Genomic DNA, 21,050 nt, shown 5'->3' on the forward strand with positions numbered 1-21,050 from the left:
AAGCATCTAGCCACCAGCCACCAGTCACTAGTCACTGATAACTGTCAACACCTGCCAGACGATCTTGGGATGGTAGAAGCTAAGTGGCGATTTGAGCATTTGCCCTACCTCCAACACTAAGGCATGTAGTTCTGGTCTAGAACTCGTACCTTTCATCAACTGCCGATTATACCAACGCATGAACTTGCCTAGCTTGCCTGACGATGATTTATTTGAATTGTTAGTTGGGTGCTGCTCTGTTTTGAGAAAGCCTAAGTCTTGAGTTGTTGCTATAGTCCAAGCAAGAGAATTTTGTTTAGCCAAACGTTTTTGAAAGTCTGAGGTATCTAAATCTAAAGCATTTACATTAGAGGCATATCCTTGCTTTATCCAGTCGCGTAATGCGATCGCTCCCATAGCGCTGACTGTCATCCCCTGCCCGTAAATCGGACACAGGGCGCAAACTGCATCGCCTAAAGCAACAAAACCTTGCGGTAGTCTAATTTTTTCGTACTGGTACAATCTGTTAGCAGTCGCACGATGAGCGTAGGTAGGGGACACAGGCTTGGCAGATGCGATCGCCTCGTAAAATCTCTGACTGGGTAGACTGCGGGCAAATGCTAAAAAGCCTTCATCGTCCAATGGCGGAAAATCTTTGCTGTAGCCGCCTAGTGTAGCAATCCATTCTCCTCCCTCGATTCTGGCTAAATATCCCAATCGTGTATTCTCTGGTGGAGATTGGGATATTAACATAATTTTCCAATCTGCATCAAATCCTACCGGAGCGCGGTAGCGGCGCGTTGCATAACCGAGAAATGGATTGACGACGGTTTCATCTGGTGGGGTAAATCCCGCGCTTTCTAGCCATTGTGGTGCTTGGGAACGACGACCGCTAGCATCGACAATTAATGTAGCGACTAGTTCGCTCTCTGTGACTTCACTCACGGGACGTAGGCGAATACCTGTAACGCGATCGCCATGAGAATCGCGCACCAAACCCGTTGCGCGATGTTTGGCAATAATTTCAATATTAGGTATCTCTAAAATACGCCGTCTAATTGCCCACTCTAGCAGCGGACGACTGCAAGTGCAGGAAATGATTTCTGAGGCAGATGTCGTGTTGGCACTCCAGTTACCGTAGGTAAAGTGATGAAACTCCCGCAACCAATCAATTGATAGTGCGCCAGCAGTAGAGAGTTCAGCACCGATTCCCGGAAAAAGTTCTTCTAATATTCTGTACCCTTTGGCAAACAAAACGTGAGGTTGTACTGATTGGGGTACGCCTTTTCTAGGTTGAGGCTGGCTGGGTAGCATATCTGTATCGACGATCGCGACAGTCGCAAAATCATCTGCTAGTACCCGTGCAGCCAGCATACCAGCAATGCTCCCTCCTATGACAACAGCACGATCTTGTCCGTGTCTCCGTGTTGAGTTCATCGTTGCAGTATTTCAGCTAAGTTTTGGCGCAAAATCGTCTGAATCTGTTGACGAACTTCGCTTTCACTCAAACTAGCATCAACTCGTACAATGCGGTGCGGATCTTGTTGAGCTAATTCTAAATATCCCTGTTGAACGCGACGATGAAAGGCGATCGCCTCTTGTTCGATGCGGTCGTTGCTTCCCCGTCCTTTAGTTCTGGATAAACCGACTTCTACATCGAGATCTAACCAAATTGTTAAGTCGCTTTCCAGACCAGCAGTTGCGATCGCGTTGAGTTGATGGATTAAATTTAAATCTAAACCGCGACCGTAACCTTGATAAGCAATCGTGGAATCGGTATAGCGATCGCACAGAATAATTGTGCCAGAAGCGATCGCCACCTTGAGCGTTTCTTCTACATGCTGAGCGCGATCGGCGGCGTACAATAACAATTCAGTCGTGCTGAGTATGGGTGCTTCACCTCTAGATTCCAGCAGCAAGGAGCGCAGTTCTGCTCCTAATTGAGTCCCCCCAGGTTCCCTCGTTACGATGACATCTCGTTGAGGAATCGCAGAGCTGAAAAGCTCCTGAAGCCAGGATTGTGTGGCTTGAATTTGTGTTGTCTTGCCACTACCTTCAACACCTTCAAATACAATCAGTTTGCCTGGTGAGTTCAAATTCGTTCTTTATCAGTTATTAGTTATCAGGGGTAAGGGAGCAGGGAGTAGGGAGCAGGTGGCAAAATTATTTGTTGGTAATAGCAGCTTTGAGACTGCGGCAAAATTCGGCGATCGCAGCGAGTCCTTGCTCTGGTGTCCCTTCAGCTAGACGTTTCACTACGGCACTACCCACAATGACTGCATCTGCACCCCACTGTTTTACTTGTGCTGCGTGTTCTGGCTGAGAAATGCCGAAGCCAATTCCGATTGGCTTATCGCTCATCTGCCGAATTTGTTGTAACAAGTCCTGCGCTCGTGCTTCTAATCCAGTTCTAATCCCAGTTACGCCAGTCACGCTCACCAAATAAATAAATCCTTGGGAATGCCGTGCGATCGCCTCAATTCGTTCTGGCGAGCTGGTAGGAGCCACTAGTAGTATAACTTCTACCCCGTATTGGGTTGCCACCTGCAAGACGTATTCCGCCTCTTCTAGAGGCAGATCTGGTATGACTAACCCTGCGACCCCGGCTTGAGAGATCTGTTGAAAAAACGACTCGATTCCTCGGTATAAAATCGGGTTGTAGTAAGTAAATAAAATAATTGGCGATCGCAAATCTGACTTGACAGCCGCGACTACCTCCAAGACTTGCTCTAACTTTGTTCCCCGTTGCAAAGCGCGGGTAGCTGCTGCTTGGATCGTCGGTCCATCAGCCAGTGGATCGGAGTAAGGAACGCCCAATTCGATAATATCTGCACCAGCCGCATCCAAAACCCGTAGTGCCTCAGCGGTCGTTGCTAAGTCAGGATCGCCTGCTGTAATAAATGGGATCAAGGCACACTCATGGCGATCGCGCAAAGACTTAAAACACTCGGAAATAGCAGTCATAAATTAGGGGTTACGAATTAATCTTTTCTTCTTTTTCCAGTTCGGCTTGCAGCTTTTCCAGTTCTTCCGGTGAGAGTTCGTCTAACTTTTTTTGCCAGAAAGCTTCTTCATAGGCGCTTCGCTGCTGGTGATAGGTCATCTTCTTCCCCATCACGCGAAAGACATAGCTTAGCAGCCATCCAATCAAACCACCTACTAATAATAGCTGGCTCCAGATCCCGGCTTCTAGATTATCTAAGCCAGCAACTTTTAAAGTAACGTATGCTAAGCCTCCAGCAGCAAAGACTCCTAGAGTCACTCCTATCGCGTCAATTCGTCGCATTGCAACTGTGTCAAACACTCCTATGTATTCTTTACCTATGTCTGAATTTGGCGGCGCTTGGGTCGAAAGTTGAGAAAGGGCGATAAAACCAATAAACCTGGGAAGAAAAAGAATACCATAAAGTACATAAAACCGCGCTCGAAGGAAGTAGCCGTATACCACCTGAGATTTAAGTAGAGCATTAGTGCGATTGGGACGACAAGCAAGTATGCTCCTGCCAAAGCTAAGTACAGTAGGGCTACCATCATAAATTTTTTCCCAAGTAGGTATAAATGAACGAGCGATCGCCTAAGGCGAGTTCTTTGTTAACTAAGGTGTATTCCCTGTTTTTAGATATTGTACCGCTCTTCAGTTATCAGTTATCAGCGATCGGTGAGGTGAGTGGGAGGTGGTAAGTTGTTCCGACTTACGAATTTTCCCTTGTCTCCCTTATCTCCCTTGTCTCCCTTGTCTCCCTTATCTCCCTTGTCTCTCTTGTCTCCCTTGTCTCCCTTGTCTCCCTTGTCTCCCTTGTCTCCCTTATCTCCACACCTACTTTCTTTTTTTAGTTGCATAAATTCCCCTTTAGTGCTGGAATAGTAAAGCGGGGTAGACAACCCTGTCACAACTCACACTAATAGCTAAGGGGGCGTGGCGGAATGGCAGACGCTACGGACTTAAAATCCGTTGACCTTAAACGGTCGTGAGGGTTCAAGTCCCTCCGCCCCCATAAGATACTTTAAAAACCTACGCTAACAGCGTAGGTTTTTGTGCTTTAATTACGTGTTTACGTGTTTGCTCCGATTGCAATTGTCTGCCAACTTTTCCATTGAAATAGCTATAAACTATCCCGCAATATTACTCAGAAATCTTCCTTTCTCGAACCCCTCTACCCGTAATTTTACGGATGTTTGTTTACCACATGTTTACGATAAAATTGCACAGAAATACTCTACTGTACTAAAACTTTTTAAACTATAGTTCATACTATATAACACCTAATTCGAGCGCGAACAAAATCGCTTCCTACATGGAAAGGCATTGTATGGTTAAGCCTACTATCTTCGATGCTACTGGTTCGTCCAGCGAAGCACAAACTGCAAGCAATCTTACCTCGCGGCAAACAAGCAACTTTGAAGAAGCACAGGAAACTATATATGCTTACTTGTTAGATATTATTAAGCAGTGGTCGCCTGAAAATGTTTTGAAGGAATTCAGACATTTATTTATTCAAGATGATGACCCAATTAACTCCAATGTCATCCGCTCTATATATGAAATTGTGTTTGCCAACGATCGCCAAGAATTTCATTATACGCTCAAACGGTCGTGTTATATTCTCGTCAATAACTGGGTTTCTAAAAGAAAATTTAAATACATCCAACAGCTACTGGAAATTTTAAACGATCCGATTACTAAGCGAAAGTCTCTTTCGCCAATGGTCGACCGCTTAAGAGGTTGGATGCAAGCTTTTGCTAAAAGCGACGATTATCAAAAATTAGAATTGTATGCTCAGGCTAAATTTCAAGAACACGCTCGTTGGAATTCTCGCTATGCACCAATCTTGCTCTCAACTCAATACAACGACTTAAGAAACCCAATCGAACAACGAGAAGCAGCTAGAAATCGAGCATTACAACTACGGTGTAGATTTAAGTTTGACTTGGCGATGTATATGGCACGGTTTGAATCTGCTGGAATCGACAGCCAAATTCAAAATCCGACAGATGTAGGAGATGAAATTCTCCGAGTCATTAAGCTTATTGTAGCTAAACGCGATTCTTATAGCTATGCAAACATGGCTAACGTATTTAGCAAAACAACTCAAGGACAAAACTACAAAAAGTTTAAGCAAAGTTTAAAAGACTATCTACTCTGCTATGGAGAAAGTCAGGAGTTTTCTGATACCTTAAAACTCAATTTATGGCATAAATTAGATTCGTTATATGAAACCTGGCACGATCAGCCACTAACCGATACAATGTTGTTGAAAACATGCAATAAACTGATAGACTATTTAACAACAGATAAGCGAAAACAGCCTTCACCACTACTAGAATCATTAATATCGCAAGGTAATCCGCTCACGGTTGTCATACTCTTATTGAAGATTGTCTTAATTTGTCAACCCGCACGAATACGTTTAGAAGCTTGTGTTGCCGACTTAATTATGTATCATGAAAAGTCTCCAGAAAGTTGCGTTTGGATGACTAATTTTATTGAAATTTTCACGATTATCTTTGCAATTTATGCAGACAATATGACAATATCAGTTAAATGATATCTTATTAAATTTGTAGAACATTTGTATGGTGAGCATTGCTCACCTGATTTTTATTGATATTTGTAGGGCGAACAATATCCACAGAGTTATAAAAAATATCTATTATTCGCCAATGATTGAAAATTGCTACTATCTGTCATTCATCATTGATGATTTGCAGGTAACTAACCACCAACCATCAATTACCGACGATCGATCTCTCATTTAACCAAGCCAATCCCGCGCCAGCAGCTTCAGCAGTAATACTAATAAAGCGATATAAAGCGATCGCGCTAATGACTGCACCCGTAGAAAAACTGTGTTGCAATAAAGCGATCGCCGTGACTTCAAAGACTCCTAAACCTCCAGGCGCACCAGGAATTACTAATCCCAGTACCCAAGCTAAACTAAAAGCAGCAAATAATAAAGGAATACGCTCTATTGATAGCGGAATTATAGCTAGTAAAGTTAGTAAAAAACCCGTTCCTCGCAATCCCACGAAACCCAATTCTCCCAATAAAGGTCGCCAAGGATAGCGTTTAATTTGACAGAGAACGCGATCGCTTGTATTTGTAGTAGTCGATTGAAATTTCATTCGACTGAGCAGCCGCATCGCCAAGTTTAGCAAATGAGGGTGAATTGCTAACAATACCCCAGCCAAAACAAAAAATAGTAACAATCGGATATAACTTTGAGTTAGAGCGATCGTCGATTGGATTCCCAGCAAAGCCAACACGATTGCAGCAGCCGCCATTAATAGAGGTTCTAACAATACGCTTAAAGCTGCTATGCTGGTAGGAATACCAGCAGTTTTTGCCGCAGAAATTCGACCGTAGTAATGCCAGACATTCCCTGGTAAATATTTAGCAATATTTGTTTGTAAATACACTCGTACGAATTGAGGAATATTGACGGTCTGGTTGAATTCCTCTAATATCCAAGTCCAGACCCATCCAGACCAGATATGGGCAAGTAGAGTCACGCATAAAGCGATCGCTAAAGTTAGCCATCCTAAAGTAGCAATCCGAATTGCTGCTACTTCTTGCCAATTGTTTTTGAAAGCTGTTATTAAGAAAAATAAAGTCCCGCCTAGTATTATCCAGCGCAAGTAAGGTTTCAGGCGTGACAAAATGTGCTGCATTCAGTTTCCAATGTGAATCTCTCTTGAGTTAGAAACAAATTGAACTATAGCGATTGCAAAATGCACCCTTTGCTAGAGGTAGCGATCGTTCGTAAATGCCTAAGATTAGCAATCGTTGGTCAAATTCGAGCCACTTTATACAATAACGCCAAAATGCTCTTGACACACATATAAGTAAGTCTAATTGAAAGCATGAAATTTAGCACGCGGCTGAGATTAACAGTACTAGTGTTTATTGCAGCACTTAGACCAAGGGCATTTGGCGGACTGGTTCAGTAAATAGGAGGGTTTTATGCAAAAGTTAACTACTTTGTTCAAAAAACTAAGATTGCGCCAAGTGCTGACAGTATGCCTAGTCAGCGTATTACTGATCTTCAGCGCAGCTTGTAGCAATGCAACGACAGCCCAAGGTGCAAATCCTAATAACCCTGCTGTACAAGCGGGTGGCAACAACAATCCTCACAAAAATCCTGGGGTTAACTACAACAACGTAGATAAATATACTACCGATCCCACAGTTAAAGAGACACCCGATAAATCGCCAACTAATCGCGCTAGTTTAGATGGATATTCTCTGCTTGTAGCAGCTAACAGCGAAGGACTTCTTTACCCTGGAGCAGAAACCCCAGCCGGTAGAGCAGAAAAAGAAACTGAATTACCAATCAAAACAGCGAAAGACTTTAGACAACCCGAAGCAGGCGGGTTGAACCAAAGAAATGAAGATTTAGGAGAGCGGCTTGGTAACCGTTTAGAAAAGGTGCAAGAAGCTTTTAAAGAGGCATCGAAGTTTACTCAAGAAAAAGCAGCAGAAGGTAGCAGAAGACCAGAAGCTCAAAGCAATCCTGCTTTAGGTCAATAGGTTCCAATCGAGTAGCAAAATTTTGTGGCGAAACAAGAACAAAAAACATCTTGCTCTCACAAATAACTCTATCCAATTAAAGGGAGTATTAACATGAACAGGATCGTAACTGCTGTGAAAAAAGTTCATCTAGGACGAATTTTGGTCACCTGTATGGCAGGAATTTTACTCTTCGTTAGCACTGCTTGCTCTAGTGCTGTACAAGCAAAGAGTCCTGATGCAGGAGTTGTGACTGGAAGAAGACAGAATGTCCCTGCTGGGAAATTAGCCGTCCCAGGACAGGAGAATCCTAGACCAGAAGTTCCAGGTGGTACGGCAACTTCTCCCGATTCCGGCGTGGTGAATAAGTTCGAGGGAGGACCGACAATGAATGAATTTAGCGATGTCGATCCCAGAGCCAGAGATTTAGAGAAGGCAGCTAACAAAAAGGCTAATGCCTTAATCGAAAATGCCGAGCGCAACGTCATCGACCAAACAAGTGATGTTGGCGAAAACACCAAGCGAATTCTAGGTAAAAAAGGAGAGAACGCAGAAGATTTCGGTAAGAATGTTAACCGAAATACCGAGAGTCTCCAAGACAAGATCAAAGGTACTGCTGAAGACCTAGCCAAAGGCGCAAAGCGCGGTACGGAGAATATTAAAGACAACACCTCTGATGCCCTACGAGGAGCAGACAGAAACGTCAGCCGTGCTGCTGAAGATGCCAAAGATACAGCTAGAGATTTAGGCAAGAGCGCTCAACGCAAAGCTGACGAGGCAGCTCAAAACACTCAACGTAGTTTGGATCGCGCCGGACAAGCTGCTAGAGATGCAGTTGACTAATTTTCTTGAATAAGTTCTGTAGCTGAGGGTGAGTCTATGCTCACCCTATTTTTTGCTAAAAACAAACTCAGTGATTTGACTAATTTACTCAAGTTCTTTTCTATGAAGAGCCACACAGTAAGCAGAAGCCATTTGGTTGAAACGATTAAAAATTTGTTCTAGCCAGTGAGAATCGGCATTTGGAAATAATTGCTGAAGTCCGACAAAAGTAGAATACTCAACAATCGCAAGTTCAAGTGCAATTTTTTCGTCAATTTGTCCCATCTCACCAATTAAGCCGACTAAATATTGAATTCTCTGCTCGTCAACCTGCTTGAGGACGAGTTGCACTCGTCGATCGACTCCCGACCAATTTCTAATTGCTCGCTCAATATGTCTGTCTATTCCTGCTGCTAGACGGTCGAGTTCTCGACGGCGATCGCTCAGATTGTCAAGTTGCTCGACGGTTGTGATAATCCGGTTTGTATACTCGGACTGCCAATACTCAAGTAGTGCGTTAATAAATTCGCCGTGATTCTTGAAGTGGTGGTAAAAGGAACCCTTTGTCCGACAGGTGACTTGACAAAGGCGTTCGATGGTTAAAGCTTTTTCCCCCTCAGAACCCAATAGTTGCAAGCCAGTATCGAGCCAGTCTTTGCGGGTCAATCGTTCAGCCGTGGTCATGTTGAGAACAAACCTAAAAATCCCAGTAGAGTAATGGGGATGAAGAATACCCACTGCGGGTAATCAAGCGGTTTTAGCCTCCGTAGAGTTATTAATCCCACATTAAGCAACGCACAAGCAGCTGAAATACTGGTTGCAGCTAGAGCTAAAGGAATATTAGTTGGCAACAGTGCAGCCCAGGCATACGTACAGGTCAAAAATAACAGCGCGATCGTCACAATGTGCCAGCAGTAGTACATTGTCAGCTTGGGTATTTCTTGGAGATCTGAGGCATCAAGTAATGGTATTACCACCTCACGTCCACCCCAAAAAAGATGAGCGAGGAAAGTAATTAGCGAGATAACGGCAGCAGCAAAAAGAAACCAGTTCATGACATTCTCCTTCTTTGCCGAGATATTCATACAATACCATACCAAATGGTATGTTTAAGTTTAGCTGAATTCGCTCAGCACAAATTTCTAAAATATTTTCATTCTGAATTCTGTTCGTACCAAGCTTGCAGCGCTAATCGATGAACTTCTCGCCAAGGGAGACCGTGCCGTCGAGCAATTTGCCAGCAATCTTCGTATTCTGGCTGGACGTTAGTAATTTGACGCTCTGTGGCTGTACCAGTCCAAGCAATTTTAACTCGCACCGTACCGTAGTCGGTTGTTACAGATTGGATTTCGCGCTGTAAAGCCAGCCGTTGTTGAGTATAGTGGCGAATACCTAAAGTTGTAGTTTCTCGAAAGACGATCGCCTCAAGATCGGTCACCTTGTCAGGGTAGCAAATTACAGTGAGCAAAATGCCAGGGCGAGATTTTTTCATCCCAATTGACTGCGTAAAAACATCCAACGCTCCAGCCGCTAGCAGCGCCTCCAAGGCGTAGCCGATCGCCTGGGGGTTGAGATCGTCGATCTGGGTTTCCAGTACCGCGATCGCCTCTAGAAAGGGGCTAGTATTCGATCCTTGTAGGGGCGCATCATGCAACGTCTCCACACCCAGCCACAAGCGCAGAATATTAGGAATCGGTAGATCGATGGAACCCGCACCCTGTCCGATCCGCTGTATCGTCATGGTGGGTGGAGAGCCAAAATCTGTAGCTAAAGTGGTGGCGATCGCGGCTCCCGTAGGCGTAACTAATTCTTTTTGGATACCATTGCTATAAACCGGGCAAGCCCGCATCTCCCACAATTTCAACACCGCTGGTACGGGAACCGCCATCTGTCCGTGGGCGGCTTTAACTGTCCCGCCTCCCGTGGGTAAGGCAGAACAGTAAATCTTATCTATCCCCAACCAATCTAAACCCAAGCAAGTACCGACAATATCTACAATGGCATCCACCGCACCAACTTCGTGAAAGTGGACTTTCTCTGGCGCAATACCATGCACTGCTCCTTCCGCAACAGCTAGCTGACGAAAAACAGCTAAACTCCAAGCTTCAGCACGAATTGGTAAATTAGCTTTGAGGATTAAATCTTCAATCTCGGGCAAATGACGACCGTGATGATGGGTATGATGGTTGTGGTGGTGATCCTCGTTACCCAGTAAATCGACATGAAATTTTGTTGCTAACTGCCCGTTACGGTGAACGGATTCAACCCTTAGTTGGTATTCTCGTTCGATTCCTAAACCCTTAAGCTGTTCTTGTAAGTATTCTAGCGGCACGCCAGCATCTACCAGCGCTCCTAAACACATATCACCAGCAATGCCAGTAGGACATTCGAGGTAAGCTAGTTTTGTCATAAGTTAGTGGTGCGTGGTGAGTGGTGCGTGAGGAGAATTCGGAATTCGGAATTCGGAATTAATGCGTGAATGCGTGAATTGCTCCCCTGCTCCCTACTCCCCGATCATGGCTACAGTCTACACAATTCATCCCGACAATCCTCAAACTCGCACCGTGGAAGAAATTATCGCAGCGCTGCGCGATGGTGCAGTCATGCTGTATCCGACTGATACTGTCTACGCGATCGGCTGCGACCTTAATTCTAAATCGGCAGTAGAGCGAGTGCGCCAGATCAAACAGCTATCAAATGATAAGCCGCTAACTTTTTTGTGTCCTTCTCTCTCTAATGTGGCAACTTATGCGATCGTCAGCGATCCTGCTTACCGGATTATGAGGCATTTAATCCCAGGGTCTTATACTTTTCTGCTCCCCGCCACCAAGCTCGTACCGAAATTAGTCCAAAATCCCAAGCGCAAAACGACGGGCATTCGAGTCCCAAATCATAAAATTTGTGCTGCTTTATTAAATACTTTGGGTAATCCGATTATTTCTACCTCAGCTCACTTGCCTCAAAATGGCAACGGGCGCTCTGCTCCGGCTGAAGCTAACTTATCGCGAGTCGAGTTATTCGATCGCCTAGACAACATAGTAGACGCGATCGTCGATGATGGCTCGGAGCCAGAAGATGAAGTCTCGACAATTATTGACATGACGACAGACGAACCAGAAATTATCCGCCAAGGTAAGGGCTGGGAAGTTGCCGTAGCATGGGTGTAATAAATTCGGAATTCGGAATTCGGAATTCGGAATTCACGCATTAGTTTGTACCCCACACCCTTTCTTCCCTGATAACTGATAACTGGTAACTGATAGCTGAATTGACTCATCGAAAATTCTCATCAGCCGAATCGTGCCATTAAGTGTATTGTTTTGCTAAGTTAGTCTTAACATATTGAAAAGAAAGTCTTCCCCCAGATCGCTGCGATCGCTCCAAATTAACTTCCAATTGCGGAATAGGTAACGAGTGATACACAGATATAAGTGGGCAGTATGTTAGAGAAATTAAACGAACGTCTATTCGTTCTGAGGCGGTTATGGCTGTCTATTATGCCCAGACTTTTAATTCATTGAGCCAGCAGTTGCAGAGAGTTTTTCAGACAATTGATGCTGAAAGTTGCCCGCTAACTTTCAACTTCCACATGCACACGGTATATTCTGACGGTAGGTTAGAACCGGAAGAAGCGATCGAGCAAGCAATTTCAATCGGGCTGCGAGGCTTGGCAATTACCGACCACCATACTATAGGTGGGTATCGAGCTGCTCAGCGTTATTTAGCCCAATGGCAATTGCATCATCCAGATTTAGAAGACTGCGTGCCTCAGTTATGGAGTGGAGTTGAGATTAATGCCGGATTGTTAGATACAGAAGTGCATATTCTGGCATATGCATTCGATCCCCAACACGCACGTATGCAGCCCTATCTCCAAAGACGTACTGCAACCGGAGAAGCATATTGTGCTGCTAGCATTATTAGTGCAATCCATGAAGCAGGGGGATTAGCAGTGTTAGCTCACCCAGCTCGCTACAAGCGATCGCCTTTCGATCTTATTGCTGCTGCTAACCAACTGGGAATTGATGGGGTAGAAACATATTATGCCTACAACAATCCCCATCCCTGGCGACCTAGCCCGAAAGAAACTCAACAAGTACGCGCTCTGGCTCAACAATACCACTTGTTAAATACCTGCGGTACGGATACCCACGGTCGTAGCCTGCTCCAGCGTCTGTAACTGGCAACTAATAACTGGTCACTGGTCACTGGTCACTGGTAACTGAACTTGTTCCCAAGCAGTCCCCTTATAACCGTAGGAAAATATTTCTGGATGAAGAATCTCGGCGAGAATTTCTAGGGAATCGACTAAGCGTGGACCCGGACGATTGAAATAAGCGTTACCGTCAGTAGCATAGACTCTGCCACTTCTAACTGCTCGTAGATGCTGCCATTCTGGGCGCTGCGTTAAAGGCAACATTTCTGCCTGGGTACGGTTGAGGTCAAGACCGCAAGGCATGACCACAATAATACTTGGATCGGCAGCTATCAGGTTTTCCCATCTTACTTGAGCGGATGCCTGACCGGAAACACTAAATAAGGATTGACCCCCGGCGATCGCCACTAGTTCGGGAATCCAGTTACTTGCTACCATGAGAGGATCGATCCACTCAATACATACGACTGTTGGTAATTCCGACACCGATAGCCCGCGAACCTTTTGCCGACAAACTTCAATCCGCGACTGAATATTTTCAATTAATCTATTTGCATCGACTCCAAGCGTCTGAGCTACACGCTCTATATCTGCCCACACGTCTGCTAAAACGTTGGGTTGAAGAGAGATGATGTGAGGTTGAGAATGCGTTAGGTTAGCAACTGCTTTTTCTACTTCACCCAGACTTACGGCACAAACATCGCACTGGTCTTGAGTGACTATGTGGGTTGGCTGTAACTGTTCTAAGAGGTCGGTTTCAATTTGGTAGATGCTCAGTGCTGATTGGATTAGTCGATCGACATCCTGATGAATCTCAGCGCTACTACCGTTAGAGTTAATTCGCGCCCGCGTACAAGCCGGACGGTTGAGTATTTCTGGAGGAAAATCGCATTCGTGCGATCGCCCGACCACCACGTCTGTTAGACCCAATGCTGCTAAAATCTCGGTAGCACTAGGAATCAGCGAGACTATTCTGAGATCTTGCTTTTTCATCAGTCGCTCCTACATCTCAACTTGAATCCTGTAACTTCAGCGTTAAACTTCAGCTTTTAAGCAAAAAATTATACAATTAGCACAAATATTTATTAACTATAATCAAATTCTACTTGAGATAGCACTGCTATTAATCAATCTCTGGTATTACATCCGAATAGTTAATGGGAAACTCTTATATATCGCCTCTTGACGCTAAAAAGCTATTTGTTTTCTAATGAAAGAATTAAAGAAAACATACAGAAAAATGTCACTAACACACCTACTGGCTGAAGAACCTGACTGAAAAAATAACTAAGAATTTCACGACTGAGAAAAATTTAGATCGGAGGCACGATAAAAAGTAGAGTTGGCGATCGCAGCTAAAATTGCCTCACTGCGAAACTACTAAAATTCTTGGGCTGAATGAGCAATCCTGAACGACAATTTGTAACGCACGTAAACCCAGCTCCACTGAAAATATTATTAGTGGGGCAGCCTAGTTTGGAGCGAAGAATTCGGGAAATGCTACGGGCAGTCCAAACCCCGTTACAACTCGTTTGGCAAGAGCGGGTGCAGGCAGCTTTAGCGGATCTCAAAACAGAATCAGCTAGTGTTGTTCTACTCGAACTCGATCGAGCTGGGCAAAAACTCAAACAATTGCGGTTAGCTTACCCGCACATGCCAATTGTTGTTTTAGGAGAAGACGAAGCAGAAAATGCCCAAACAGCATTAGCCCAAGGAGCGCAGGAATATTTAGTCAAGGCAGAAGTAGAGGCGCAGGGATTGCTGAGGGCATTGCGCTATGCAATCGAGCGCCAGCAGTGGCAAACTCAGTGGCGACAAACTCAATCCCAGCTGAAGCAAGCCGAGGAAAAGTTAAGCCTTTACCAAGAAGTTGTTGCGAATTCTAATAACGCGATCGCAATTTATGACTCTCAAGGCAATTTTGTCGAACAAAACGCCGCTCACCGCACTCTATTAGGGTACGAAGATGAGGAACTGTGCGGACAGAAAAAAGACGAAATTTTCTCGTCGAAAGCACAGGTGGCGGAGATTTCTACTCAATTGCAAAATGGTGATAATTATCGGGGAGAAGTGACTCTGCGCCGTCGGCAAGGATGGTTGGTGACAGTAGAGTTATTTGCTTTTCCCCTGCGCGATCGCTCGGGAGAACCAGTTTACTACGTAGGAATTGGACGAGATGTCACGGAAAGGTTGCAGGCAGAATCTACCCTCAAAGAACGCGATCGCCTGTTGGCGGCTGTTGCCACCGCTAACAATCACCTGTTAACTACCACAGATTTCTCTGCTGCGATCGACCTAGCCTTGGAAACTTTGGGTCAAGCCTGCGATGTCGATCGAGTTTACGTATTTGAAAATCATCTTCATCCCAGCACGGGCGAACTGTTAATGAGTCAGCGTTTTGAGTGGACTAGTTCTACCGTCATCGCTCAAATCGACAATCCAGAATTGCAAAGCCTGTCTTATCAGACCTGCTCTCCTGTATGGTATGACAACTTAGTTGCAGGTAAACCAATTGGTGGACTCGTCAAAAATTTACCGGCGCACGAACGCGAAGTTTTAGATCGGCAACAGATTATCTCCATTTTAGTCGTGCCGATCTTTCTCGAATGTCAATTTTGGGGTTTCGTCGGCTTTGACGACTGCCATCGAGAACGTCAGTGGACGGAAACCGAACGAGCGATCCTCAGTGCCGCAGCGGGTAGCATTGGTGGTGCGATCGCGCGCCAGCAAACAAAAGTGGCGCTTCAAGAAAGCGAATTGCAATTCCGTGCCATTTTTGAACATTCCAGTATTGGGATCGGTCTTTCAGACTTGAAAGGAGGGCAGATTGATAGCAATCCAGCCCTGTGTCACATTCTGGGTTACAGTCGGGAAGAACTGTTAAAAATGAGTTTTACTGACTACACTCATCCAGATGATATTGCCGCAGATGTCAAACTTTTTTACGAACTGGTCATGGGTCAACGCGATCGCTACGAGATCGAGAAACGATACACTCGTAAAGATGGTTGTCAAGTGTGGTGTCGCCTGAATCATTCACTAGTGCGAGATAGCGCGAATCGCCCTCAGTTTGTCATTGCTTTAGTAGAAGATATTACCATTCACAAACAGATAGAAAATCATTTACGCGATAGCAAGGAAGCAGCAGAAGCAGGTAGTCGGGCGAAAAGCGAATTTTTAGCAATTATGAGCCACGAACTACGCACGCCTTTGAATGGAGTTTTAGGGCTATCGCAGCTGCTAGGGCAAGAGTTATTTGGTAGTCTTAATGCTAAGCAAAAAGAATACGTGAGTTGCATTCACAGCAGTGGCGAACACTTACTAGCTTTAATTAACGATGTCCTCGACCTCTGCAAAGTTGAAGCAGGTAGGGAAGAACTCACGCTGGTGCGGCTAAATGTTCGGGATTTATGCACTTACTGTTTGAGTGTCGTGCGCGATCGCGCCGTTGCCAAGCAGTTGCAATTACTCAGTGAAATCGATCCGCAAATCGATAGCTGCATTGCTGACGAGCGCCGTGTCAAGCAGATGCTATTAAATTTACTGGCAAATGCGATTAAATTTACTCCTAAAGGGCAAGTATCGCTACGGGTAGAACAAGTCAACCAGGGAATTGCTTTTAAGGTTGCAGACACGGGAATAGGCATTGAGCTATCGCAGCTAAACCTATTATTTCAGCCGTTCAAACAGCTGGATAGTCGATTAAACCGACAGTATGAAGGCACGGGATTAGGTTTATCGTTAACCCGTAAGTTAGCGCGGTTGCACGGCGGCGATGTCACTGTCCGCTCGACTGTAGGTAAAGGCAGTGAATTTACCCTATGGTTGCCAAACGCTTACCCGAACGATCTATGTCAAGAGCCAGCCAAGGAGCGATCGCTCCTATCACCAACCGAACCAAAGCTATCCCGTAAACGTCCTGCTAGCAGATGTCGATCGCCAATCGCTAAACGGATTCTCATTGTAGAAGACGACGATCGCAGCGCCCTACTATTGCAAGATTATTTTGAGATCGTTGGCTACCAAGTCAAGCATCTCAAACACCCTCATAACTTTCAGGGGATGTTATATCTCTACCAGCCAGATTTACTGCTATTAGACGTACAGCTACTAGGTGGTGTGTCAGGAATGGATTTGCTTTGCAGTTTGCGCCAGCAACCAGAGTGGCAAAAATTACCTGCGATTATTCTTACTGCTTCGGTAAAGGCAGGAGAACGCGATCGCTTTTTAGCAGCTGGAGCCAACGACTACTTCAGCAAACCCATAGGCATTGCTCAAATTGAAAAAATCTTGATGCAGTATTTAAGCTAGTGGCTAGTGGCTAGTGGCTAGTGGCTAGTGGCTAGTGACCGTCAACCGTCAACCAATGACCTAATAGCAATGATTTTGCGGTTTTTCCTGAGCGGTTTTTGCCGTACCACCAACCAAAACTATTGGATTAGCACCACCGTTGTGAATGTCATATTGACCGTTGTTACTGAAAGTGTTACTACCAGCTAAATCGATCTGTGCTTGAGAACAAGCCGCGATCGCAATTCCATCCCTTTGATTATTTTCGATCGCGTTGTTGCGTAGTACCGGACGCGCTTCCTGAGAAACGAAAATTCCATCTCTGTTGTGAATAATTTTGTTTTCCACGACTACAGGTGCAGCCATACCACCGATTGCTAGTCCGAAACCAGTGTCTTGAAACACGTTGTTGCGAATCTCTCCTTGAGCTTCGCTAGCCAAAGACATGCCGTTACCACCGTTTTTTACAAAGACATTTGCCGCAATTTTAGGTGTAGCAGTCCCAGTCACAAAAATTCCTTCTCGATGGTTGTTGGTGAAGGTGCTGTACTGTACGGTGGGATTAGTTGATTCAATCCACAATCCCGTCCCGCGTAAGTTGGAGTTACCAATTGTCACACCAATAATTGTGCTATCTTTTTCAGCAACGACAGCAACATTCTGACGCGCAAACGTGCGGCTGAGATAGCGTCCGCCACCATTAATCACAACGTTCTGACCGTTAGTAGCAACATCACCTTTGAGCGTCACACCCGATTTGAGTTTTAGGGGAAATACTTCACCACTGTGAGCCGAGTACGTACCAGCAGCTAACTGAATTAGGGTTCCAGGTTGTGCTTGTTGTAAAGCAAAAGCAATCGTACGGAACGGAATTGAGGGGTCTTTACCTGCTGTGATAGCATCTATACCTGTTGCAGAGTTAACGTAAATTATCTGCTGACTCGGTAGGGTTTTGACTCCAGAAATAGAAGCTTGGTGCTGTACGGGATTTGGTTGTGCTTGGGTGGGAAAATTCACCATACCAATACACAAAGATCCGGCGATCGCGCCAACTTGACAAAACCTGATGATTGTGGGAGAGTTCATACGTATCCTAGACTTATACTTCCTGATTGTTTGCGTGCCAGCCTGACTTACAGCAGTTAGAGGAGAAGATGCACGTCTTCAGCAGGTATTAACCTACAAATTGCGATCGCAGTTTGTCGCGATCGTCCTCTTGCTACTAAAAAAGTAATTAGCTGTGTTATTTGATATTTCTCGTGAGGTTTCTCCTGCTACCGTTTGCTCACTCAGAAACGCTTTCACACACCACAATTGAAAGCTCGTCCACACACCAGAATTAACTAGGCAGTTAAGGAGTATCCAGCGCCTAAACTTGCGACTGGCTCAATTTGCAGCAGCAACCTTTATGCACCGATGAAATAAACCTTAAACTCTCAGCTCTGGCTTTGACAGTCGGTAAAAGTCATCAAGTATGTCAGTCAGAAAAAGTCATAATGAAGTCGTAAGTTGTAAGTCGTAAGTCGTAAGTTGGAGTGGCACAAGTGCTATGAGATTTACTAGAGCCACGAATGTATAATTTTGTCAATTAACAAAATATTAAAATTGCTGACTAAAAGAAAGATTAGTGGTTATTCTTATTGGTCATTGGTCATTGATATTTTCTCTACTCCCTACTCCCTCTCAATGGATGTCGAATTAGGCTTAAAGATTGTCGAGCAAATTTTGGAACAAAAACGCTTGTCTAAAGTGCAGGAAATCTTATTGCAACAGTCTTTTGTAGGGCATTCTTACGTAGAAATCGCTAAAATTTCTGGCTATGATGCTGGCTATCTTAAAGATGCAGGTTCCCAGTTGTGGCAAATTCTCAGCGATGCTTTGGGAGAAAAGGTAAGCAAAAATAACTTGGTTGCCGTACTAAAACGTAATTCTTGTCGCTATGTACGTACAGAATCAGATAGACAATTCAATTCACAATTAAATTCCACTGCCTATTCGATTCCCGACTTCTCAGTACGAATGCACGACTGTGCGCCCCTACCAACTCCCGATTACCGAAATCGGAAACAAGAAATTGATATTTCTTGTTTCTACGGACGCAGTAACGAATTATCTTTACTAGAACAATGGATTTTAGGTGAAAATAACTCCATTTCCCGCTGTCGGGTAGTCGCAATCTTGGGAATGGGTGGTATCGGTAAAACTGCTTTATCTACTAAATTAGCAACTCAGATTCAGGATAAATTCGAGCGCACGATTTGGCGATCGCTACAGTCTGAACCTTCTCTGTCTGAATTATTATTAGATATAATTCAAAGCCTCACTCAACTCCATGAATCTTATCTTCCAGAAAAATTAAGCGATCGCATTTCGCTTTTAATCTCTTATTTACGTCAACAGCGCTGCCTTTTAATCTTAGATAGTTGGGAAACAATTCTGGCTAGCAACGATCGCTTGGGCTGTTGTCGAGAAGGATTTGAAGGTTATGGGGAGTTGATCGAGCGTTTGGGTACAGAAATTCATCAAAGTTGCTTAATTCTCACTAGCCGAGAAACACCTCAAGAAATTGTCGCTTATTCAGGAGAAAAACTTGCAGTGCGATCGCTACAACTTACAGGATTACAAGCTGCTGAAATTAATGCTATTTATCAGACGATTAATACTTTCTGGGGAACTCCTGAAGTATGGCAACAGCTAGTAGATTATTACGGTGGTAATCCGCTCAGCCTCAAAATAGTTGCATCTACTATTCAAGCTTTATTTGACGGTAATATTTCTCAGTTTTTGCAATGCTGGAGAGCAGAAGTTTTTATCCTTGATGGAATTCGAGATTTACTAGACTCTCAGTTTAATCGCTTGTCCGATTTAGAAACGGAAGTGATGTATTGGCTGGCAATCGAGCGAGAACCAGTTACGGTAATAGAACTTCAAGACGATTTACTTTCCATTCTCTCTAAACAGCAGCTTGTTAATACTTTAAATTCTCTTTGCCGTCGTTGTTTAATTGATAAAAATGGAGGAAAGTTTATCCAGAGTCCATTGATTACAGATTATATTGTTGAAAAGTTTACTCAACAAATATATCAAGAAATAAGTTTAGAAGATAGAGAGGTTTTTGGCGATCGCCTCTCGTTAAGATCTCAAATTTAAGCAGCTTATACGTTTTTATGAGTTTGCTATTAGCTTGTCAAGTCTCTCTAATACTTGACGCTGGAAATCGCTAGAAATTTCATTAAATTGCATCTCGATCGAAAAACACAGTAATAATAATTGAGCTAGTAGGATGCGTTGTAACGCACCCTCCCTGTTTAAATTCTGCCCGCAAACACGCGCTCTGCCGCACCCGTCATGTAAAGTTTTTGGTCGTGCGACCATTCAATTTGCAGACAGCCACCTGGAAGTTCTACAGTAGCAACGCGATCGCATTTTCCTGCTAACACTCCAGCCACCAGGGAAGCACAAGCACCCGTACCGCAGGCTAAAGTTGCCCCAGCACCGCGTTCCCAAACCCGCATTTTCAGGTAATCTCTGCTTGTGGCTTGAATAAATTCCGTATTCGTGCGCTGGGGAAAAACTGGATGATGTTCAAACTGGGGTCCGATTTCCTCTAGGGGAATAGCAGCCACATCATCAACAAAGGTAATACAGTGAGGATTACCCATGCTGACACAGGTAACTGACCAAGTCTGACCTGCAACGTTTAGAGATTGGTTAATAACTTTCTCTCTAGCAGTGACAAGAGTTGTCGGAATTTCCTCGGCTAACAATCTTGGTTCTCCCATGTCTACCTTGACCTGACCATCAGCAGTGAGTTGGGGAACGATGATACCAGCTAAAGTATGAATGCGGAGGCGAGAGGTAGGATTCGTGCTTCCCTCTAAATCTGCTAAAAATTTGGCAAAACAGCGAATTCCGTTGCCGCACATTTCCGGTTCCGAGCCATCAGAGTTGAAAATCCGCATGGTGTAATCAGTACCGTTGGTTCCAGGTAGTGCAAAGATGACACCATCAGCACCAATCCCAAAATGGCGATCGCATAATTTGACAGCTTGCTCTGGCGTAACGATTGGTTCGCTAGAGGCACGATTGTCAATCAAAATAAAATCGTTACCTAACCCGTGATATTTAACAAATTCGATAGTCATGTTTAGAACAGTGAATAGGGAGTAGGGAGTAGGGAGTGGGTCAACAATTCCTGACTTCCGACTCCCCATTTTTAACTTTTAACTTTTAACTTTTAACTTTTGACTTTTAACTGCTCTTTACTCACTCCTCCTCTCCATGAGATTTGCTCTA

At 44.4% G+C, this 21,050-nt stretch carries 20 protein-coding genes and 1 tRNA gene; 8 read left to right on the forward strand and 13 right to left on the reverse strand.

What is annotated here, in order from left to right:
- Positions 1-27 precede the first annotated feature (27 nt).
- The 6 genes from C7Y66_RS12135 to C7Y66_RS12160 form a co-directional block, all read right to left on the reverse strand.
- The gene (locus C7Y66_RS12135; protein WP_106545764.1) at positions 28-1,416 is read right to left on the reverse strand and encodes an NAD(P)/FAD-dependent oxidoreductase; all 1,389 of its coding nucleotides are present in this window, start codon (positions 1,414-1,416) and stop codon (positions 28-30) included.
- Complete coding sequence (tmk, locus tag C7Y66_RS12140; RefSeq protein ID WP_106545765.1) at positions 1,413-2,075, reverse strand: dTMP kinase; 663 nt, start codon at positions 2,073-2,075, stop codon at positions 1,413-1,415. The genes C7Y66_RS12135 and tmk overlap by 4 nt, the downstream gene beginning before the upstream one ends.
- Positions 2,076-2,142: 67 nt before the next feature.
- Positions 2,143-2,943 (reverse strand): tryptophan synthase subunit alpha, encoded by an 801-nt coding sequence (gene trpA, locus C7Y66_RS12145; RefSeq protein WP_106545766.1) that lies wholly within the window; start codon positions 2,941-2,943, stop codon positions 2,143-2,145.
- A gap of 10 nt (positions 2,944-2,953) precedes the next feature.
- Positions 2,954-3,265, reverse strand: a complete 312-nt coding sequence (locus C7Y66_RS12150) for a DUF3007 family protein (RefSeq protein ID WP_106545782.1) — start codon at positions 3,263-3,265, stop codon at positions 2,954-2,956.
- Between the two features lie 35 nt (positions 3,266-3,300).
- Entirely contained in the window at positions 3,301-3,513 is a 213-nt protein-coding gene (gene ndhL, locus C7Y66_RS12155) for an NAD(P)H-quinone oxidoreductase subunit L (protein ID WP_106545767.1), read from the reverse strand.
- A 114-nt stretch (positions 3,514-3,627) separates the two neighbouring features.
- Entirely contained in the window at positions 3,628-3,819 is a 192-nt protein-coding gene (locus tag C7Y66_RS12160; RefSeq protein WP_106545768.1) for a hypothetical protein, read from the reverse strand.
- Between the two features lie 70 nt (positions 3,820-3,889).
- Here C7Y66_RS12160 and C7Y66_RS12165 point away from each other — a divergent pair.
- Positions 3,890-3,974: transfer RNA gene (locus C7Y66_RS12165), tRNA-Leu, on the forward strand.
- 315 nt (positions 3,975-4,289) lie between these two features.
- On the forward strand, positions 4,290-5,525 hold the full coding sequence (locus C7Y66_RS12170; protein ID WP_106545769.1) for a hypothetical protein: 1,236 nt from the start codon (positions 4,290-4,292) through the stop codon (positions 5,523-5,525).
- Between the two features lie 181 nt (positions 5,526-5,706).
- Here C7Y66_RS12170 and C7Y66_RS12175 read toward each other — a convergent pair whose 3' ends face one another.
- Positions 5,707-6,648: a lysylphosphatidylglycerol synthase domain-containing protein gene (locus tag C7Y66_RS12175; protein WP_106545770.1), complete on the reverse strand. Its 942-nt coding sequence runs from the start codon at positions 6,646-6,648 to the stop codon at positions 5,707-5,709.
- Between the two features lie 292 nt (positions 6,649-6,940).
- On the opposite strand from C7Y66_RS12175, the gene C7Y66_RS12180 reads away from it, so the two are divergent.
- Positions 6,941-7,507, forward strand: a complete 567-nt coding sequence (locus C7Y66_RS12180; RefSeq protein ID WP_106545771.1) for a DUF6658 family protein — start codon at positions 6,941-6,943, stop codon at positions 7,505-7,507.
- 93 nt (positions 7,508-7,600) lie between these two features.
- On the forward strand, positions 7,601-8,329 hold the full coding sequence (locus tag C7Y66_RS12185) for a DUF6658 family protein (protein WP_015156773.1): 729 nt from the start codon (positions 7,601-7,603) through the stop codon (positions 8,327-8,329).
- 84 nt (positions 8,330-8,413) lie between these two features.
- Here C7Y66_RS12185 and C7Y66_RS12190 read toward each other — a convergent pair whose 3' ends face one another.
- The 3 genes from C7Y66_RS12190 to larC form a co-directional block, all read right to left on the reverse strand.
- Positions 8,414-8,992, reverse strand: coding sequence for a TetR/AcrR family transcriptional regulator (locus tag C7Y66_RS12190; RefSeq protein WP_106545772.1), 579 nt, complete (start codon positions 8,990-8,992; stop codon positions 8,414-8,416).
- Positions 8,989-9,363 (reverse strand): hypothetical protein, encoded by a 375-nt coding sequence (locus tag C7Y66_RS12195; protein WP_146149779.1) that lies wholly within the window; start codon positions 9,361-9,363, stop codon positions 8,989-8,991. The genes C7Y66_RS12190 and C7Y66_RS12195 overlap by 4 nt, the downstream gene beginning before the upstream one ends.
- Before the next feature lie 98 nt (positions 9,364-9,461).
- On the reverse strand, positions 9,462-10,718 hold the full coding sequence (gene larC, locus C7Y66_RS12200) for a nickel pincer cofactor biosynthesis protein LarC (RefSeq protein ID WP_106545774.1): 1,257 nt from the start codon (positions 10,716-10,718) through the stop codon (positions 9,462-9,464).
- Between the two features lie 106 nt (positions 10,719-10,824).
- Between larC and C7Y66_RS12205 the strand changes: the two genes are divergently transcribed.
- Together C7Y66_RS12205 and C7Y66_RS12210 are read left to right on the forward strand one after the other, a co-directional pair.
- Positions 10,825-11,475: an L-threonylcarbamoyladenylate synthase gene (locus C7Y66_RS12205; protein WP_106545775.1), complete on the forward strand. Its 651-nt coding sequence runs from the start codon at positions 10,825-10,827 to the stop codon at positions 11,473-11,475.
- A 317-nt stretch (positions 11,476-11,792) separates the two neighbouring features.
- A complete protein-coding gene (locus C7Y66_RS12210; RefSeq protein ID WP_106545776.1) occupies positions 11,793-12,488 on the forward strand; it encodes a PHP domain-containing protein in 696 nt (231 codons plus the stop codon).
- Between the two features lie 18 nt (positions 12,489-12,506).
- Here the strand turns inward: C7Y66_RS12210 and C7Y66_RS12215 are convergent, their stop codons facing one another.
- Entirely contained in the window at positions 12,507-13,457 is a 951-nt protein-coding gene (locus C7Y66_RS12215) for a cobalamin-binding protein (protein ID WP_106545777.1), read from the reverse strand.
- 483 nt (positions 13,458-13,940) lie between these two features.
- On the opposite strand from C7Y66_RS12215, the gene C7Y66_RS12220 reads away from it, so the two are divergent.
- Complete coding sequence (locus tag C7Y66_RS12220) at positions 13,941-16,775, forward strand: PAS domain S-box protein (protein ID WP_158265911.1); 2,835 nt, start codon at positions 13,941-13,943, stop codon at positions 16,773-16,775.
- A 60-nt stretch (positions 16,776-16,835) separates the two neighbouring features.
- Here the strand turns inward: C7Y66_RS12220 and C7Y66_RS12225 are convergent, their stop codons facing one another.
- Positions 16,836-17,840 carry a DUF1565 domain-containing protein gene (locus C7Y66_RS12225; RefSeq protein WP_106545779.1) on the reverse strand — a complete coding sequence of 335 codons (1,005 nt, stop codon included), beginning with the start codon at positions 17,838-17,840 and terminating at the stop codon, positions 16,836-16,838.
- A 600-nt stretch (positions 17,841-18,440) separates the two neighbouring features.
- On the opposite strand from C7Y66_RS12225, the gene C7Y66_RS12230 reads away from it, so the two are divergent.
- Positions 18,441-19,904, forward strand: coding sequence for an NB-ARC domain-containing protein (locus C7Y66_RS12230; protein WP_106545780.1), 1,464 nt, complete (start codon positions 18,441-18,443; stop codon positions 19,902-19,904).
- Between the two features lie 158 nt (positions 19,905-20,062).
- On the opposite strand, the gene dapF is transcribed toward C7Y66_RS12230, so the two are convergent.
- On the reverse strand, positions 20,063-20,899 hold the full coding sequence (gene dapF, locus C7Y66_RS12235) for a diaminopimelate epimerase (protein WP_106545781.1): 837 nt from the start codon (positions 20,897-20,899) through the stop codon (positions 20,063-20,065).
- Positions 20,900-21,050: the final 151 nt, after the last annotated feature.

Origin of the sequence: Chroococcidiopsis sp. CCALA 051, assembly GCF_003015105.1 — a bacterium.
Classification (GTDB): domain Bacteria; phylum Cyanobacteriota; class Cyanobacteriia; order Cyanobacteriales; family Chroococcidiopsidaceae; genus Chroococcidiopsis; species Chroococcidiopsis thermalis.

Excerpts from the sequence above, each read along its gene's own strand:
- C7Y66_RS12135 (WP_106545764.1), bottom strand. The coding sequence starts at position 1,416 with ATGAACTCAACACGGAGACACGGACAAGATCGTGCTGTTGTCATAGGA.
- trpA (WP_106545766.1), bottom strand. The coding sequence starts at position 2,943 with ATGACTGCTATTTCCGAGTGTTTTAAGTCTTTGCGCGATCGCCATGAG.
- C7Y66_RS12150 (WP_106545782.1), bottom strand. The coding sequence starts at position 3,265 with ATGCGACGAATTGACGCGATAGGAGTGACTCTAGGAGTCTTTGCTGCT.
- ndhL (WP_106545767.1), bottom strand. The coding sequence starts at position 3,513 with ATGATGGTAGCCCTACTGTACTTAGCTTTGGCAGGAGCATACTTGCTT.
- C7Y66_RS12160 (WP_106545768.1), bottom strand. The coding sequence starts at position 3,819 with ATGCAACTAAAAAAAGAAAGTAGGTGTGGAGATAAGGGAGACAAGGGA.
- C7Y66_RS12170 (WP_106545769.1), top strand. The coding sequence starts at position 4,290 with ATGGTTAAGCCTACTATCTTCGATGCTACTGGTTCGTCCAGCGAAGCA.
- C7Y66_RS12175 (WP_106545770.1), bottom strand. The coding sequence starts at position 6,648 with ATGCAGCACATTTTGTCACGCCTGAAACCTTACTTGCGCTGGATAATA.
- C7Y66_RS12180 (WP_106545771.1), top strand. The coding sequence starts at position 6,941 with ATGCAAAAGTTAACTACTTTGTTCAAAAAACTAAGATTGCGCCAAGTG.
- C7Y66_RS12185 (WP_015156773.1), top strand. The coding sequence starts at position 7,601 with ATGAACAGGATCGTAACTGCTGTGAAAAAAGTTCATCTAGGACGAATT.
- C7Y66_RS12190 (WP_106545772.1), bottom strand. The coding sequence starts at position 8,992 with ATGACCACGGCTGAACGATTGACCCGCAAAGACTGGCTCGATACTGGC.
- C7Y66_RS12195 (WP_146149779.1), bottom strand. The coding sequence starts at position 9,363 with ATGAACTGGTTTCTTTTTGCTGCTGCCGTTATCTCGCTAATTACTTTC.
- larC (WP_106545774.1), bottom strand. The coding sequence starts at position 10,718 with ATGACAAAACTAGCTTACCTCGAATGTCCTACTGGCATTGCTGGTGAT.
- C7Y66_RS12205 (WP_106545775.1), top strand. The coding sequence starts at position 10,825 with ATGGCTACAGTCTACACAATTCATCCCGACAATCCTCAAACTCGCACC.
- C7Y66_RS12210 (WP_106545776.1), top strand. The coding sequence starts at position 11,793 with ATGGCTGTCTATTATGCCCAGACTTTTAATTCATTGAGCCAGCAGTTG.
- C7Y66_RS12215 (WP_106545777.1), bottom strand. The coding sequence starts at position 13,457 with ATGAAAAAGCAAGATCTCAGAATAGTCTCGCTGATTCCTAGTGCTACC.
- C7Y66_RS12225 (WP_106545779.1), bottom strand. The coding sequence starts at position 17,840 with ATGAACTCTCCCACAATCATCAGGTTTTGTCAAGTTGGCGCGATCGCC.
- C7Y66_RS12230 (WP_106545780.1), top strand. The coding sequence starts at position 18,441 with ATGGATGTCGAATTAGGCTTAAAGATTGTCGAGCAAATTTTGGAACAA.
- dapF (WP_106545781.1), bottom strand. The coding sequence starts at position 20,899 with ATGACTATCGAATTTGTTAAATATCACGGGTTAGGTAACGATTTTATT.